Origin of the sequence: Legionella waltersii, assembly GCF_001468085.1 — a bacterium.
Classification (GTDB): domain Bacteria; phylum Pseudomonadota; class Gammaproteobacteria; order Legionellales; family Legionellaceae; genus Legionella; species Legionella waltersii.
This window is the reverse complement of the sequence record NZ_LNZB01000056.1, coordinates 209,486-227,093: the sequence shown is the minus strand read 5'-3', so window position 1 is coordinate 227,093 and position 17,608 is coordinate 209,486. Positions and strand designations below refer to the sequence as shown.

The following is a 17,608-nucleotide window of genomic DNA, read 5'->3' as shown; positions in this document are numbered from 1 at the left end:
TTCTTTGCTGAAAATAACAGGAATCTTTAATTTAACCACTTTTTGCCTCTTTTAAGGCCCGTCCAAAGAAATGTTTAATCGCCTGATTTCGTGCATCGGCATCCGTCATGATTATATTTTGCAATTGATTATCGCGCTGAAACAATTGAATCGCACTTTCAAAAAATGCCTGAGAAAAAGCACTGAAAACCACATCGGGCGGGTTATTTTTCAACATATCTTTCAAATTTTCGTCATTTAGTATTTCTTGATTAACTTTCTCAAAACGCAAAAAATCTTCTTTGGTAAATTCAGTGCCATGACGCTGATTAAAAGACTCAATAATTTCAGATAATGAACGCTCCTCCTCTTCCGTGTATGAGTTAGCACCAAATTCTTTGATAGCAGACAGGGTTGAAGTTGTGCCAGGAGATAACGAAGCTGAACCCTGTTCTTTCTTCTCTATTCTGAATGCCTGTAAACGAATCATGTCATCTGTAATCTCAATTTCCGCTGGCACTTCCCGATTTGGTAATAATCTATTGAGCCAAGATGCATAGGAAAAAAGTTTTTCCAACCAAGTGTCCTGCAATCTCATTACCTGCGCAACAAACGAATAAAACCGCATATAACTCTTAAGTAGTTGTCGAAATTCATCACGCATTCCTTCGTCTTCTTCATATTCAAAACGTTGAACAGCGTTCTTAACCAATTTTTCTAGCGCAATTCTATCGTGGGGATCAAGCGCTCCTTTATAGAAAACTTCTGAGAAACGGTTAACTTCATCTTCGTCGATAATAGAAAAAGACTTAATGCGCCCCTCCAACTCATAAATTTGGTTAGGGTCAGATATCTCCTCCAGCGACGTGACTTCATAAAATGGTCGAAATGCATTTTGAATGTCTTCCATCGTATTCTGGAAATCGAGCACGTATGTATTATTTTTTCCTGAGGTAGTGCGATTTAGCCTTGATAGGGTTTGTACTGCTTGTAAACCATCAAGTTTTCTATCAATATACATTGCACATAACTTTGGCTGATCAAAACCTGTTTGATATTTCTCTGCCACAATCAATAATTGAAAATCTTTATCAAACCTTTCCGGTAATTGAGTTTCAGCGAAGCCATTTAATTCTGCTTCGGTGTAGGTTTCACCATCGATTTCTAGCTCACCTGAAAAAGCAACCAAGGCTTTCACACCTACATACTGCCTCTCCTCAATATATTTTTTTATACCGAAATAATATTTAAGTGCATGTTCACGACTTTGAGTGACAACCATTGCTTTAGCTTCACCATTTATCTCTTGCATCACATGGCGACGAAAATGTTCAACAATTACCTCTACTTTCTGAGCAATTGCTGTGGGGTGTAATATCGCAAATCTGGCAACGCGGCGATGCGCCCTTCTCCCTTGCAATTCTGGATCATCTTCTATGGCTTTTTCCAGCTTATAGTATTGTTTGTAGGTCATATAATTCTGCAACACGTCAAGAATAAAGCCCTCTTCAATAGCTTGACGCATGGAATAAAGATGGAATGGATATGGCAACCCGTCCGGTCCTTTTGTGCCAAATCGCTCTAGTGTGACATTACGCGGTGTGGCCGTGAAAGCGAAATAACTGATATTAGCCTGTGGTCCACGTTGTCGTTGATAATCAGCGATTATATCTTCTATATCAGATGGACTATTATTGCCTTCTTCACGTGTCAACGTTTTTGAAAGATTATCAGCATGCTTACCTGACTGAGAACCATGCGCTTCGTCTATCAGTACAGCAAATCGACGCTTGCTTTGACCAGAGATTTCCTTTAAATGTTCAGTCGAAAATTTATGAATTGTAGTAATGATAATACGCGCACCTTGCTTAATGGCGTCTTTCAACTGTCGTGACGTGCCATCAATCTTTTTTACCACGCCTTTAGTTTGCTCAAACTGAGCCACAGTATTTTGTAATTGGCGATCTAAAACAATACGATCAGTCACAATAATGGCGGTGTTAAATACTGGTTGGTCATTTTCATCATGTAAAGTAACCATTCTATGGGCAGTCCAACCAATGGTATTAGATTTACCTGAACCTGCTGAATGCTGAATTAAATAACTATGACCTGAGCCATATTGTTTTGAATGTCTTAATAACTTTAATACGGCATCTAACTGCTGAAAGCGCGGAAATATCATGACCTCTTTACCATCTTTTAATTCCAGATGCATAAATCTTCCAACAATATCAAGCAAAATATCTCGCGAGAGGATAGCTTTTCCTTCAGGTTGGTCAGCATACAAATAACCAACACGAAACTCATCGGCGATATCAGGGTTTCCTGCACCACCATTATGGCCTCGGTTAAATGGTAAAAATCGAGTTTTACCATTTGCTAATCGCGTCGTCATGGAAACATTGTCTTCATCCATTGCAAAATGTACCAATGCGCCTTGTTTAAAAGTTAGTAATGGTTCACCTGCTGGTGAGCGATCAGAACGGTATTGTTTTTCAGCATGGCGGAACGTCGTACCTGTTGATTGATTTTTACATTCGATAGTCGCTAACGGAATGCCATTAACAAACAGACCAATATCAATACGGTTATCTTGTTTACTGCTATATTTTAGTTCGTCAATCACCGAAAGAATATTTGCCTCAAAGAGCTGTAATAATTCTTTATTTATACCTGAAGCCGGTTTAAAAAAACAAAGGGAGAATTTAATACCAGGGATGAGTTTAATACCTTGGCGCAGCACATCCAGCGTTCCGCGAGTTTTCAGCGCCTTTTCCAATTGCTTAAAAAATTCGGCTTCAGCGCTAGCAGAATATTGCTCTTCCAACCGTTTCCATTCATCATGCTGAGTGGATTTAATGAATTGTATTACCAGCACTTTGTCGAGTGCTGAAGCACGATCAAAATCTTCTGTACTACGATGGACATAACCTAGATTTTTAACTAGCTGATCGATCACATGATATTGCAGCACATTTTCCCGACGGATAGTGTCCTGAGAGTAGGTTCGCTTATGCTTAGTTGTATCCGTCATGCCCGCATTGCCTCCTCGATATTATCGATGCTCTCATCAGTGCTACCTCTTTTATTCCATGAATTGATGTCTAGTTGGCCTGTAACTGCTTCAGTGATTAAGGCAATTCGGAATTCCTTAAGTTGATTGATTGAATGTTCTACATTCTTAATCAGCAAGTTAATTTTTTCAATTTTCGTATCAAGATAGTGGGATATTTCTTCCTGCTCTTCAATTGGAGGAATAATTACAGGCAAACTCTTAAGTAATCCCTGGCTCAAAGAGACTCTAGTAACTAGATTCATTTCTTTAACAAAAAATAATCTAGGTATATCACTTCTAAAGTAATATTTTGAAAAATTTGGTAAAAAAGTTTTTGCACTTGGACGAAATCTTATTAAGAATCCAGAGAATGTTGCGTTATCGATAGTTTCTAGACACACTGAAGAAATGCCGATCTCTTCAGCCACTTCTGATGTTCTAGTAAAAAATACATCACCAGCAAGAACAGAATAACGCTTTCTATCTATATCACTAGATTTTGCTAACCCGTTCACATTTGCTGGCAGTGCGAAATGATTATAAACATCTCCATAGCCAACAAATGGATAACCCTCACCAAAATACTCCGCACCCTCACTTACACCATTTTGAAAACTCCCCAAATATCTAAGTTTCTTAACCTCCCAACGTTCAGGAATTAATTCTATCCCAGGAAAATCAATTCTTTTCATGGTTATATTAGATTGAATACCTTGACGAACAATATGATTAATTAGGTTAGCTTGCTTTTCTTGAAGAACAACAATTAATCTTTGCTTCCTCTCAATCAACTGGTCAATACGATCAGTTTCACGATCCAAAAAAATTGTGATTTCTTTTTGAGTTTCTTTGGGGGCAAGAGGTATAGGAAATTCTAATAAGTCTGTTGGAGTTAAATTCTGTCGGACACCTCCACCCATACCATTAAAAATGTTATTTATGTATGCAGCATAAAAAAGCCAATAATAGTATCTTGGTATCACTAGTTCGGATGTAGGTGATAATCGAATATATGCGGGACTCATTATACCTCGTCGTGGAACATATCCAACTCGGCTAGTTTTGATATTTTCCAAATCTATTAATTTAAAAACAAGATCGTCCTTTTCAAAAATTTGGTAGGTCGAATAATCGGACGACTGTAATCCCTCTACATCATCTAGCGATCTATCTATTACGCCTCCGAGCGTAAGTGCAAGGCGATGTTCTTCTATCATGCCTTTGTTTACCTGTTTTATATTTCTAAAATTTCGTTTTGCTGGAACAGATTTCCATCGATAATTAATTGCAAATTTGTCCAAGAAAGTCTGATGGTTCATTCCACTACCTCTTTCAGCAAATTAGCAATATCTGCTTCCAATTGTTTAAGCTCTTCATCAATCTCAGTCACAGAGCGCGGTGGAACATATTTATAAAAATAACGATTAAAATTAATTTCATAGCCTATACGCCCCACTTTGCCATCGGTTATATCTTTGTAGCTGTCATCTACCCAAGCATCTGCAACAAAAGGCTTTACTTCTCGCTCAACATATTCTCGCCAATCTTCTGTAAGTGGCACTAATTCATGATCGCGTAAATCAGCATCAGGCTCAGGATTGCCTTTAGCATCATAGCAAATATCAGCAGTTTCATCTTTCTCTGAAAGAGTTGAAAGAATCGCTTTTTTCAATGGAGTAGTTAACTTGAAACTTAAATTTTTTAATGATGTTTTAAGTGCTTCTTCAAATGCATCCCGGTTTTTGAATTGCTGTTTTAATGTATTGTGATTAAGTGCTACTATTAGCTCTTGTTGCTCAATTTTAGAAAGATTTAGAAACGTTTTTTCATGTTGAAGCAATTCTAAGCGCTCGTTACTCCCTTCAAAATTTAGCCTCAAAGGTCGCTCAATGCGTATTTCTCGATAACCAAACTCTTCCCTATCAAAAATTTTAGAAAATTCGCTCCAATCACCACCACCATTAAGCATTTCATAATAAATTTTCACTATTTCACTACGTGCATGATCTGGAATCTCTCGACGCTTGCTACCAAGGCTTTTTCGCATGGATTGCCAAAATCGTTCACTACTTGCATTAATTAGCTGTACCTTTCCCCAACGGTTCTTGTCCTTCTTATTCGTAAGCATCCAAACATAGGTTTGTATGCCGGTGTTGTAAAACAAATCAGTAGGTAATGCGATAATCGCCTCTACCCAATCATTTTCCAGCATCCATCGGCGGATTTCACTCTCGCCAGATCCTGCCCCACCAGTGAAAAGAGGCGAACCATTCATCACTATACCAATGCGTGAGCCTACTTCATCATCTCGCATTTTTGAAATCATGTGCTGCAAGAAAAGCAACTGCCCATCAGATATGCGGGGTAATCCAGCACCAAAACGACCATCCATACCTTTTTCTTGTGCTTCTTGCTTAATAGGATCTTGGTATTTTTTCCAATCTACCCCATACGGAGGATTGGAAAGCATGTAGTGAAATTTTTTATCCTTGTGAGCATCTTCTGTTAACGTATTACCGAAAGCAATTTGCTCTGGGTTATGACCTGTCACCAACATGTCAGATGTGCAGATACCAAAGGATTCTGGGTTTAGTTCCTGCCCGTAGAGCTCAACACGAATTTTAGAGTTATATTCCTTCATTGCCTCTTCCATAAGTGCAAGCATACCACCTGTTCCACAGGCAGGATCATAAACTGTGCGAATGATTCCCGAACCAGCCAATGCTTCAGCATCATTAATCAACAAAAGATCAACAATCAAACGAATAACTTCACGAGGTGTGAAATGTTCCCCTGCTGTTTCATTCGAAATTTCAGAAAAACGGCGAATCAAATCTTCAAAGAGATACCCCATCTCAATATTGGAAATATTATCAGGATGCAAATCTATCTGGCAGAAGAGATCGAATACTTGCCATAAAATTCCTCCATCCTTTAAGCGCTTCAGCTGATCAGTAAAGAGGAATTTTTCAAGAAAAATATCACGAACACTACTATTAAAACTGGTAATATAGTCTAATAAATTCTTATGTACATCACCTGGATCTTGATTTCGAATTTTACTAAAGGTGAGTGTATTGTAGTTATAAACTTTCAGACCACCTCCAACAGCACTAAATAGCATCATGTCTTTAGTATGATCATCTATCCCTTCAGGTAACTTTTCGTTCGCACTAACTACCGCATCTTTAGAAGGTTCTAAAATACAATCCAATCGACGCAAAACAACAAATGGCAAGATAACCTTACCATATTCAGACTGCTTGAAATCACCTCGCAGTATTTCAGCTATGGACCATGAAAATGTACTCAGATTTTCTATCTTTTTATTATTTTCATTTTTCATATTTTGTTCCAATTGAATGCATGAGTTACCTCAAAAAATTAATAAGTATGAACAGCATAAATGTGCAAGAAACAGCAAAAATTGTTACTGATGTTAACCATGTAAATCGACTTGCTTTGCTCGTCTGTTGAGTCAAATCCTTTGCTTTTGCCAATGAATCTGATATCACGTTTTTCATAGCATGAACGAATTCATTGGTAGCATCCCTCAGTAGCTTGTTCATAGCTTCTTTACTACTAGCCAATGCAGCATTGAGTAGTTTCTCTGCTTTTTCTTTAGCATCAACCTTCCATTGAGAGGAAATGTTCTCCATTTCCTCTTTGAACTGAGTTAGCATAACCTGCTGAGCCTTTCGGTTTTCCTCTAGCAATTTTTCATTCATGGTTTGGAGAATGAGTATCGGATCATCTTTTCCCAAAACCACACCATGTTTTACTGCAATGGTTTTAATGGCTTCATTAATTGTATCTGACATTAGAGCACCATGGCGTTATCAATCTGGTTGAATAGTTGATCCCGTATTAGCTTTAATCGCTGCCTGGTCATAATATTTCGCTCAGGGGAATCGATTGCTTCATTAAATGTAATTTTTTGTTGAAGCATATTTGAGAGGTCATGGCCGAAAGTTTCTTCCTTTAAATCAGGGATATTAATTATTGCTGCGATTCGGTCTTTTGTCTCTTTGTATACCTTCAGTTGCTCAAATGATTTTCCCTCACTCTCAATCCTTCCCCAATAAGGATTTAACCATAGAACATATCGAACATCTTCTGGAAATTGGTTTACCAGCTGAGCAAAGCCGTTTATTGTGTCCAGCAACGCTTGACCACCAGTGATAACGGTATGGATGATAAGTTCATGCCCCATGCCCTTTAACAAGGTAGGCACCTGATTGGTGATGAGATAATGCGATAAAGGCACAAAAGAGCTGGCACCATTATCAATAATTACGTCGTCTTGCGTATTTGCAATTTTTTCAATTAAAACGTCAAAATGGCGCGGATTGATTTCATCGCCCTCCATAATATTCAGGCGTTCAACTTTAAGTGACTTAAACCCATGAAAAGTGGCGTTAATTGGATCAGTATCAATACACAGAGGAGATTGTCCTTTATTAAATTTGTACTGAGCGGTAGTCGCCGAGACAAAGGATTTACCGACACCACCTTTGCCCTGCATCGTGATATGTATTTTTGCCATTACAAGAGTTCCTCCGGGTTGGGTATTGGATTAAAAGTAAAACCTTTAATTGCATTTGTAGCTTTACTTTTGCTCAGTTTATCATCCCTGGTATTTTCCTGCGCTGACTTAATTAACTTAAGTACGTAATGTCTAAATGCCTTGTAGCCGAATGTTATTTGGCCTTCATCAGATAAAGTTTCCCAAACAGCTTTCATCGAACAGCCCTTTTCAAGGGCTTCTCGAATATCTTCTTTCAGAGCAATAAATTGAATCTTGGCATTGGTTCGCCCATTCCTTTTTTCTGACTGATTTTGGATTACTCGTTCGGAAAGTGGTTTTTTCATTCTTCTTTGGCGTTATTTTTTTTATTTTAAAAAGTCTAAATCATAATTTGAGTTCGAACAAGGAAAAAGAATAAATTGGAGCAAAAAGGAATTTTACGGGATATTAAAATGATTTTATAATTCTAATAAATGAACTTTTAGGAATAATTAGGATTAATTTGATTCTATTAAGGTGAAAGTTCCTTAAAAATCATTGCAAATTCCAAAAAGTTCCTGCTATGATTCTTAAAAGTGATCTGGAAACGCAGGGCAAGATAGGTGAAGTTAGCTAACCAGCAAGCTGGCTACCAAACCTCACAAGTCTTATTCGCACCTTCGGTGCTCAACGAAAAACCTGTGTTTTGAGGTCAAATCAATACCCAAAGGATTGCATAACCACTTAATTAAGAGGTCGGCATCCTTATGGACGAGAAACAGAAAACCCCTACCAGAAAAAATGGTCGCCATCTTCGCGTACCTGTTTTGCCTTCTGAAGAAATTCAAATTAAATCGAATGCAGCAATGGCTGGCCTTTCAATTGCCGAGTACTTAAGACGGATCAGTCTCGGATATCAAATTCAAAGTAGTGTTGATAAAGATTATGTACTGCAACTAGTCAAAATTAATGGAGACTTAGGACGTCTTGGTGGATTGTTAAAACTATGGTTGACTCAAGATAAACGCGTTGCGCATTTTGACCTCCAAACAGTAAAAACATTATTAAATCGTATTCAAACCACTCAGGATGCAATGTTGGCAGTGGTGAAAAAAATATGATTATTCGCCATATACCTATGAAAAAAACTAGACTTAGTAGTTTTTCCGGCCTTGTTCAATACCTGTGTAATCAACAAAACAAACAGGAGCGAGTGGGTAAAATCAGATTATCAAACTGTAATAGCCTCGATCCTATTTGGGCTGTTCAAGAGGTATTAGCAACACAAACTAAAAACCAAAGAGCCACCGGAGATAAAACTTACCATATGCTTATTTCTTTCGCTCCAGGAGAAAACCTTTCCCCACAAGTTTTACGGGAAATTGAAGATAGAGTGGCATTGTCGATTGGATTTAAAGAACATCAAAGAATCTCAGTTGCTCATCATGATACAGACAATCTTCATATTCATGTTGCGATTAATAAAATTCATCCTCAAACCTTTAATATGATTGAACCTTTCAGAGCATATAAGACTTTTGCTGAGGTCGCATCCAAGCTAGAAATTGAATTAGGTCTTCAAATAACCAATCATCAAACCCGTAAAAACCATTCAGAGAATCTTGCTGACGATATGGAACATCATTCTGGTATTGAAAGTTTAATTAATTGGATGAAGCGTCACTGTAAAGAAAAAATAGAGGCAGCTAGTAGTTGGGAAGAGATTCATAGTATTTTGGCAGAACATGCGTTGATGGTTCGTATTAAAGCCAATGGTTTTGTGTTCCACAATGTCCAAGGGCTTACTGTTAAAGCAAGCTCAATTTCCAGAACCTTTTCTAAAAAAAATCTCGAATCCAAGCTAGGTTCATTCGTACCATCCTACCCAGAAGACGATGGACCTGCATCAAATGTTTATCATTATGAACCATTAAATAAAAAGGTACTTGGTTCCGCGCTATATGCCAAATATCAGCATGAAAAATCACACAATAAATGTTTTGTTTCAGACAAACTTAAAAAGTTGCGTGAGGCCAGAAAAAAACTTATTGAAAAGGCGAAAAAGCGAGGTCGAATTAAACGAGCTGCTTTGAAGTTAATGAACCTTTCTAAAGCACAGAAAAAGTACCTTTATCAGCACATAAACAAAACGCTGCTTAATGAGATTGAGAACATAAGGAAAAATTATGCAAAAGAACGTTGCCAGTTATTAGGTTCTCATCAAAACAAAACCTGGGCTGATTGGCTGAAACAAAAAGCACAGAGTGGCAACCAGGATGCTTTAATGGCAATGAGGTATCGTAATCGTAAAAATAAGCATAATTACACCATTTCAGGATCAGGCTCTTCTTTTTCTTCCTCTTCAAATTTTGAACAAATCGACTCTGTTACTAAAGAAGGTACTGAGATTTATAAAAAAGATAACAGTGTTATTAGGGACAATGGAAAGGAAATTATCATTTCTAAAGGCGGGTCTATTCCTGCGCTTAAAAGAGCCTTGGAAATGGCAAGACAGCGCTATGGTGACTGTATTTGTGTGAATGGGTCTCCATTATTTAAAAAGATTATCTTGCAGATTGTTATTCAATATCAAATGCCAATCACTTTTGCTGATTTGGATTTGGAAAATCAACGTCAAAAACTAAATTTTGAACAGGAGAAATCCCATGATCAATCAAGAGCAAACCGACACAGCCATCGAGGAAGAACTTCAGGAGGCCATGAGGCTGCTGGAACAGCCACTGGAAAGAGAAGGGGGAGTACAAAGCCCAACTCTTTCAGCATTAGACAAGGCTCGCCAGCCAAAGATCACGACAGCTTGCGAAACTTGTCCAAATGCGATCTGGTTCAGCTCACCGGAGGAGGTCAAGTGCTATTGCCGGATAATGCACATGATCACCTGGAGCGGAAAGGATTCAAATCTGATAACCATGTGCGATGGAAAATTTTTGGAATAAATGACAAAAGCAAAAGCCGCAAAAATAAATAAATTGGGGTTAATTTTCCATCTATCCTATAGTTATTAGATGGGGTAATTAAGAAAAACCACACTGATATTATGAATAACCAGGGTTTTAAGTAACTTAGGGAAAACTATGGACGATGATAAATTAATTTTGGATGCGGCTAATAGCTATGGTTTTAATTTAGAATTCCGAGCAAAAAAGATACTGGAAGAAAAGAGTTTTTCTGTTTTAATGAATCAGTTAATAAAGAATGAGGATGAATTTGTAGAGGTCGATATTAAAGCAGCGCAATATCAAGGTAGGGAATGGCTAATTGAGTGTAAAGGGGCCGCAAACTCATCATATCTGATTTTGATTAAAGAAGATAATGGCATTGACCCCAAAATGTATAATACAAGGCGACATGCTATTAAGGATTCTAACTATCGAATTGCTCAATTCAAACCAGATGAAAATCAGTATTTTTTTACGTTTACTGGTGATTTTTTTAATAAAACAGGTAATCAACTAAAAAAAGCAGCTAAGAATGACTTTGAAAATAATTTCTTTAAGGCTCAGAATCAAATGTTGTCGGCTATAAAGGCTATATCAGTAACAGATGTAGATAAAAATAAATCAAGAGACTTTCCCATCATCATCCCCATTATTATTACAAATGCTAAGTTATGGGTTATTGATTACAATAATTCCTCAGCCCCACAAGTTAGCCAATATAAATGGGCTTTACATAAAATACCAACTAAAAATAATTTATATATTGCTCCCAAAAATGAAAGAGAATTTGACTCAATTTCAATACTGGTATTAAACATTGAATATCTGGAAGAGTTTCTGAGTAATTATTCATTTTGTGAAGACGGAGAAATAACAGTTAGTAATGGCTCATTGTAATAAAACAGGTAAAGGTTCAAACCTGATGGCTTGAACTTTTACCCATTATGTTGAATCTAGGAAATATGAATTACATTACTGTTCTTTGACAATCGCATACGATTATACCGTTTAGCAATTTTTTCAACCTTTGGTTTGATCTGACGTATAACCCCTTCGAAACCCAATTTGCTATGATTTGCCAAGTCATTAAAATCACTGAATTTTTTAGGGTTTGATGACTGCTCATTCGATGCGAAGGTTGGTAGCACAATAAAACCATTGACAGCATCAGCAGCTTCGCCAGCTTTTTCTTTACCGGGGTTAATACCCTTCGATAACTCCAGATGCTTGTCATCATCCGCGGCCAGGATAACTGGAGTATGTGGATACTTTTCATGCAATACTTTAGCTACTGCTTTTAGGTTCCCTGAATCAAAGGCAGAAACGACAGCAGGCAGCTCACATGCTTCTTTTATCGTTGCAGCAGTAGCATAACCTTCGGCAATTATAATTACAGGTGTATCAGCAAGCTTTTCCAAACCACCTAGCACGTGGAAACAACCCTCCTTTCTTGAATCTTTTGCAAAGCGTTTGGTTCCATCTTCGGCAATGTACTGAACAGTCCAAAGTGTTCCTTCGCAATCTGTTGCTGGAATACAGGTTAGTTTTCTTTCTTCATCAGTATATACGCCAGAATGAACCTCAATACCCTTGGCCTGCATATAAGGTGTTGGTTCCACAATCTCTGCCATCATAGATAATTTTTCCTTGAGTCTTAATGCAGTATTTTTTTGTTTAGCTTCAAGCTCACGTTGGCGAGTCTGTTGATGCTCAAACGCCTCTGTTTTGAGTGTTGCCTTCTGTTCATCAGTTAAAATGTAACCTTTACATTTCCAATTAAGCTCAGCACCAGTTCGATTATTTTTAATATATCCAGCCGGAATACCATCTAAATAGGCTACATAAAATCCTGCCTTTTCACCGTTTTTATCACCCTCTGTAGCTATGCGATGAGGTTTACCATCCATAATTGGATGCCCACCTGAAACAATAGCACCAAGGTTTATCAATGCTGCTTTAAATTCATCGGCAGGTATAAGCGCTTTATCCTGAGTCAGTATTTGATTTTCAGGAAGCCAGGCTTTGATTTTCTCAACAGGAACACCAGGATTTGCATACCAACATTTTTGAACTTTATCCCAGGCAATACCTGGTGTTCCATCAGGGAGTTTTCCTATTGTGGATTTAGCTATCTCTTTTTGTTTGAAGGGAATGCTTAACCAGACCTTTTCAGAAGTGATGTTTTCAGACGTCATAAAGGCTACCTCTTTAAGTTTCTCATCCTTGATTTCAATGAGTTCTGCTAGTTGAATGTCTTGGGATTGCTCTAACGCATACAGGTGATTCACTATTTTCTCCGCATCTGCGGATGCCCTGAATATTTCTAAAGGCTCGTTTTCCAGAACTCGAATCCATGATTTGATGTAGGCAGTGTGTTGTGAAGGGTCATGACCTATACCAAGCTCAGAACCTAAAAGCATGCTTGCAATTTCTGCTCTCAATTCTTCTTTGGCATAAGCATCTGAACCAAAGGGGTGGCCTAAATCTCTATCCAGTCTTGAAGGATGACCGCTCCAATGCCCTAGTTCATGCAGGGCAGTAGCATAATAGTTCGCTGCGGATTTAAATTGGTCTTTCGATGGGAGATGGATGCTATCTGTCGACAATCTATAAAAGGCTCTATCAGCCTCAGAATGAATAATGGTAGCGCCGGAGTTATGCAATAGTTTTTCTGCTCTTTCAATTAAGGACCAGTCTGGCTCTTTTGGAATGAGTTCAGGCATATTATCAATTTGCGAGGCATGGAATACCGTTGCATAAAACACCTTGGGTCGCTCAAGATTCACCTGCACTTTTAATGAATTACCTTGCGCATCAAGTACAGGGTTACCAGCATCATCGTGTTTGGTTTGTTCTTCATGAAATTTCCAATACTGAATTGTGGTGCCTTTTTCGCCCTTACGAACCTGAGCATCCATGCTTTGTGCTTGTTTGTAAGTTAACCAGCGGTTGTCATCACTTTGGTTCAGCATTAAATACAATGCATTAATCCCGCGATAACGTTTACCTGTTATCGGATTATAAGGAACTTGATCATTACCTGTACCTGGTTCCCATGGTTTTAGCCAGGGCGCTGTTCCTGCTTTCAGGCTTTCAATAATTTGATTGGCAACAACTTGATGGTAAGGCATTTTAGTCATAAATGGCCTCCATCGCGTCAGCCTCATTGAGTGCATCTTCAAAAAAAGCGCCCATGATGTCTGCTTCTATCGGACTGACCTCGACAAGAAAGCCAGGGATTACTAAATCCTCGAACTTTTCTGAAATCACATCCATTAACTCGGTTTCTTGACTCATGTGGTTTTCTCCCGTTTATTAATTACCCATATGGGTGTGATCATTCCCTTGATTTGTCTTGTGTGAACAAGACCATAATATCGACCATCGAATGACCATTCGCTTTGACTGGTCATCGTCATGATTTCATCTTCTCGAAGTTGATAATTCATTACCTGCCATTGAGGTAAAGTGCGGTTCATTCCATCCTGTAATTTTGGTTTTGAATAAGGAATTAACATTTGATTCACATAAACCCCTTCATTTGTCACAGAGAGGATATCGCCAGATACAGCCACTACTTTTTTCATTAAATAGCCATACCCATTACAACAAAGACCATGGTTTATATAACCTCTGTTCTTGGCTAATCTGAAAGTTTGCCTATCATCTGGGCAAATAATCACATAAGCATTTTTTAGCGGCTCTGTGCCGGTGATGCGATATAAGCCTACAGGAATTGATTCAGTCAGGTTTATCCGAAAGCCCATAGAATGGAACAACATGCCTGCAGCAATAGTACTTATCAGAAAAATAGCGATTATGATGGACAGTTTTTTCATAACCTGATCACCTCATTTTCACTTAATCGAACACGTAAAATATCTGAGTGAGCAGGAGCCTCTACAGAAGCCCTAGCCATGAAGACTGGATCTTTAAAATAAAGCGGTTGTTTACCATAAATAGCAGGGAAGCCCGCTGCGTAAACAACCATATCACCAGCTTCAATAATCAAGCCATTAGAATCTTTTTTAGGCCCTGGCATGCGAAGACACTCATCAACGGTTAAAAGTGGTCTCGATATTTCCTGAATGGTTTTTGATATTTGATTTAAGAACGTAGAAAAACGTTTACCGCTGGTGGTGATGTGTTCTTTAACAATCGTCGTTTGACCTGTCAGCTTGGAAAGATGTTCTGCCGTTTCAACTCGGTTGGGTGGATAAGCATTTTGGATGTGGCAATTAGAAGTAATGGTCTCATCAGGGCCATAGCCACGTTCACGGCTTTTAAGCTGATTAATGTCCTGGCAAATTAAGTAAAACTTTAAACCATAACCTGCAACAAAGGCTAATGACTCTTGCAGAATATCGAGTTTTCCAAGGCTAGGAAATTCATCAATCATGCAAAGCAGTCGATGTTTATACGTTTTTTTAGCGCTCACATAAGATAATCCTTTGTCATCGGATACACGCTCAAATTCCATTTTGTCAGCCAATAGTCTTACTATCATATTAATCATGACTCTAACCAGAGGTTGAAGCCTGGCCTTGTCATTAGGTTGAGTAATAATATAAAGACTCACGGGATTTTCATGGTTCATCAAATCTCGAATACAAAAATCGGAAGACGAGACGTTATGTGCTACCACTGGATCTCGGTATAACGCCAAATAAGATTTTAAAGTAGATAATACAGATCCTGCTTCTTCTTCGGGGCGGTCTATCATGTCACGCGCAGAGGCTGAAATAACAGGATGGGTTTTGCCCTCAATATGTGGGTATTGCGTCATTTCAATAAGCAGGTCGGCAATATTAATATTGGGATCAACGAGCATACGGTCAATGTTGGGAAATGTGGCTGGTTCTCCTTGGGTTTTCAGTTTATAAATCGCATGCAGAATAAAACCAACCAAAAGGGCTTGAGAGGTCTTCTGCCAATGCGTTTCCAATCCTTTACCATCGGGATCAACTACAAGTGTTGCCAAATTTTGCACGTCACCGACCTCTGATTCCGTACCTACTCTGATTTCATTTAGTGGGTTCCAGCGTGCACTTCCTTTTAACGTTGCAGGCTCAAATCGAATGACTTTGTTGTTAGCATGTTTCTGCCGCCATCCAGCAGTCATTGCCCAAAGTTCACCTTTTAAATCGGTAATGACGCAAGATTGTTTCCAGGATAGAAGGGAAGGGATCACTAGACCAACTCCTTTCCCTGAGCGTGTTGGTGCATAGGTTAAAACATGCTCGGGTCCATTATGGCGCAAATAATGAATCTCTCCTTTGTCATCTTCGAATGCTCCAACATAAACCCCTTCATCATGTCCAATGAGGCTTGCGCTGTTTAAATCCTCCCAATTAGCCCACCTGGCTGAACCATGGAGGTAATCACTCACATTGTTCTTTTTAAAATATTTGGAAGCCACCACGATCATCATTAAAAAGAGACAGCCAATCATGACAATCAGACCAAAGGCGGCATTAAAAGAATCTGGGTAATAGGATTGATATTTAATAGCCCAAATAAAAATCTGCCAAGGCCTATAAATATGAGCGAATGAAGTCCCTAAGACATCAGCATAGTGAAATTGATGTGCGAAAAACTGCGTGCCAATTTGCATGCTGATTAAAAACGAACAAATCACTAACCAGACTAACGTTTTATTTATCTTGCCGGGATTTTTTTCTCTGACTTGAGGGCCTATGGCTTTATTCAGTTTGTTTAGGCTCATTTGCTCTCTCCAGATGCCTTTTGGTTCACAAACTGACTGACCTCATCTGATGTATCAATACCTGAACTAAAGCTACCTGCAGGAGTACCCATAGACAGAATATTTTGTGCGTTGGATTCTTGCGATTCAGAAACAGGTGAATCTACCTTGTTCTGAATTGCCTCGGCAATTTTCCCACCCGTTGTGTCAGCAATTTTTTCAGCAATTGCTTCTTTAATCGAGTTTGCCTTTTCACGAGCCACATCCATAGTGCCTGATGCTAAATGCGAACCAAAAGAACCTGCAAATTTGGCAGCTGTTCCCATAGCTTCGGCTAAACCACCGGTTTTAGAGCCTTTATCCATTCCTGGCAGTGCACTTGTATCGCCAGCGTTGGTTGATTGACTGGCTGCTTTAAACGCAGCATTAAGTGCAGATAATCCACCACCGCTTTGGGCAAGTACACTACCTGCAGCCCCCGCCATGGCAGCCCCAGCTATTCCAGCAGCTCCCATAGCACCACCCAGACCGAGTCCACCGCCACCACCAGAACCACCTCCTGACACAATCCCTGCTAAAGCAGGTGGAATTTTATCAATAAGAACCAGTAACAGTACGGCAACTACCAGCATGACAAACATTTCTTTAAGCATGATGTTTTCAGACATTGCAGCGTAATATTGATCTACAAAGGATTTACCAATACCAATAATTAAAATCATGGCAAAAGCTTGTAATGCAATCCCCAACACAGTTTTGTAGTAATTAATTGCAATGTCCTGAGTCCAACGGCCACCGCCAAACCCTAATAAAACAATGCCACCATAAGTTAAAATCCATGCGGTGATTAAGATAATGAGCATATTGATACTGACTAAAGCCAATATAATCAGAATAACCCCTGCAACGAGTAATCCTACTGTAGTTGCTGCAGGAGACCAGATGGATGAGCTGTCTATGGCTTTTGAAACAATATCAAACCCAACATCCACAATATCAGAAGGAGAGACATGCTCATTAATCCCAGAAGCCTTGGCTGCAAGTTGCCGCATGGAATCTATTATCGCTTTTGCAATTGCAGGCCCATTGTCCAAAATCCAATAGAAAAAACCGATAACCACAAAAAACCGTACTGTTTCAGCTAAGAATTCTTGAATGTCTGCTCTTCGCAATGCCATCAAGCCGTAAGTCCACACCATACTGATTGAGGCCAAAGACCAGAACAAATATCTTGCGTAACTCAACATGGTTTTGCTCCATAGCGCGGATGTGCTGGCAAACCGTTGTAAAATATTATCCAGTAAGTCACGACTATCCATGCCATGCCCTTGAGCATGGCAGCAAGCAGAAAACCCAAGTAAACAGAAAAGGATAAAATAAGGAGTTATTTTTTTATTCAT

The 17,608-nt window shown here is 38.8% G+C and carries 14 protein-coding genes; 3 read left to right on the top strand and 11 right to left on the bottom strand.

Features of this window, described 5'->3' with window-relative positions:
- Positions 1–31: 31 nt before the first annotated feature.
- The 6 genes from Lwal_RS12955 to Lwal_RS12930 are packed head-to-tail and all read right to left on the bottom strand — an operon-like array spanning position 32 to position 7,909.
- Entirely contained in the window at positions 32–3,016 is a 2,985-nt protein-coding gene (locus tag Lwal_RS12955; protein ID WP_058481223.1) for a type I restriction endonuclease subunit R, read from the bottom strand.
- Positions 3,013–4,356, bottom strand: coding sequence for a restriction endonuclease subunit S (locus tag Lwal_RS12950; protein ID WP_058481222.1), 1,344 nt, complete (start codon positions 4,354–4,356; stop codon positions 3,013–3,015). Before Lwal_RS12950 ends, Lwal_RS12955 begins: the two co-directional genes overlap by 4 nt.
- A complete protein-coding gene (locus tag Lwal_RS12945) occupies positions 4,353–6,383 on the bottom strand; it encodes a type I restriction-modification system subunit M (RefSeq protein WP_083500100.1) in 2,031 nt (676 codons plus the stop codon). Before Lwal_RS12945 ends, Lwal_RS12950 begins: the two co-directional genes overlap by 4 nt.
- Before the next feature lie 25 nt (positions 6,384–6,408).
- Positions 6,409–6,858 carry a conjugal transfer protein TraM gene (locus tag Lwal_RS12940; RefSeq protein WP_058481221.1) on the bottom strand — a complete coding sequence of 150 codons (450 nt, stop codon included), beginning with the start codon at positions 6,856–6,858 and terminating at the stop codon, positions 6,409–6,411.
- On the bottom strand, positions 6,858–7,583 hold the full coding sequence (locus Lwal_RS12935; protein ID WP_058481220.1) for an ArsA-related P-loop ATPase: 726 nt from the start codon (positions 7,581–7,583) through the stop codon (positions 6,858–6,860). Before Lwal_RS12935 ends, Lwal_RS12940 begins: the two co-directional genes overlap by 1 nt.
- Complete coding sequence (locus Lwal_RS12930; RefSeq protein ID WP_058481219.1) at positions 7,583–7,909, bottom strand: TraK family protein; 327 nt, start codon at positions 7,907–7,909, stop codon at positions 7,583–7,585. Before Lwal_RS12930 ends, Lwal_RS12935 begins: the two co-directional genes overlap by 1 nt.
- Before the next feature lie 402 nt (positions 7,910–8,311).
- Here Lwal_RS12930 and traJ point away from each other — a divergent pair, with 402 nt between their 5' ends.
- The 3 genes from traJ (at position 8,312) to Lwal_RS12915 (ending at position 11,401) form a co-directional block, all read left to right on the top strand.
- Positions 8,312–8,665: a conjugal transfer transcriptional regulator TraJ gene (gene traJ, locus Lwal_RS12925; protein WP_058481218.1), complete on the top strand. Its 354-nt coding sequence runs from the start codon at positions 8,312–8,314 to the stop codon at positions 8,663–8,665.
- Positions 8,662–10,533 carry a TraI/MobA(P) family conjugative relaxase gene (traI, locus tag Lwal_RS12920; RefSeq protein ID WP_058481217.1) on the top strand — a complete coding sequence of 624 codons (1,872 nt, stop codon included), beginning with the start codon at positions 8,662–8,664 and terminating at the stop codon, positions 10,531–10,533. The genes traJ and traI overlap by 4 nt, the downstream gene beginning before the upstream one ends.
- Before the next feature lie 106 nt (positions 10,534–10,639).
- Positions 10,640–11,401 carry a hypothetical protein gene (locus tag Lwal_RS12915; protein ID WP_058481216.1) on the top strand — a complete coding sequence of 254 codons (762 nt, stop codon included), beginning with the start codon at positions 10,640–10,642 and terminating at the stop codon, positions 11,399–11,401.
- A gap of 56 nt (positions 11,402–11,457) precedes the next feature.
- Here Lwal_RS12915 and Lwal_RS12910 read toward each other — a convergent pair whose 3' ends face one another.
- Genes Lwal_RS12910 through trbL form a run of 5 tightly spaced genes read right to left on the bottom strand, consistent with a single transcriptional unit; the run spans position 11,458 to position 17,608 of the window.
- Entirely contained in the window at positions 11,458–13,644 is a 2,187-nt protein-coding gene (locus tag Lwal_RS12910; RefSeq protein WP_058481215.1) for a zincin-like metallopeptidase domain-containing protein, read from the bottom strand.
- Entirely contained in the window at positions 13,637–13,801 is a 165-nt protein-coding gene (locus Lwal_RS17655) for a hypothetical protein (protein WP_058481214.1), read from the bottom strand. The genes Lwal_RS12910 and Lwal_RS17655 overlap by 8 nt, the downstream gene beginning before the upstream one ends.
- Positions 13,798–14,343 (bottom strand): conjugative transfer signal peptidase TraF, encoded by a 546-nt coding sequence (gene traF / locus Lwal_RS12900; RefSeq protein ID WP_058481213.1) that lies wholly within the window; start codon positions 14,341–14,343, stop codon positions 13,798–13,800. Before traF ends, Lwal_RS17655 begins: the two co-directional genes overlap by 4 nt.
- A complete protein-coding gene (locus Lwal_RS12895; RefSeq protein WP_058481212.1) occupies positions 14,340–16,229 on the bottom strand; it encodes a type IV secretory system conjugative DNA transfer family protein in 1,890 nt (629 codons plus the stop codon). Before Lwal_RS12895 ends, traF begins: the two co-directional genes overlap by 4 nt.
- Positions 16,226–17,608, bottom strand: coding sequence for a P-type conjugative transfer protein TrbL (trbL, locus tag Lwal_RS12890; protein WP_058481211.1), 1,383 nt, complete (start codon positions 17,606–17,608; stop codon positions 16,226–16,228). The genes Lwal_RS12895 and trbL overlap by 4 nt, the downstream gene beginning before the upstream one ends.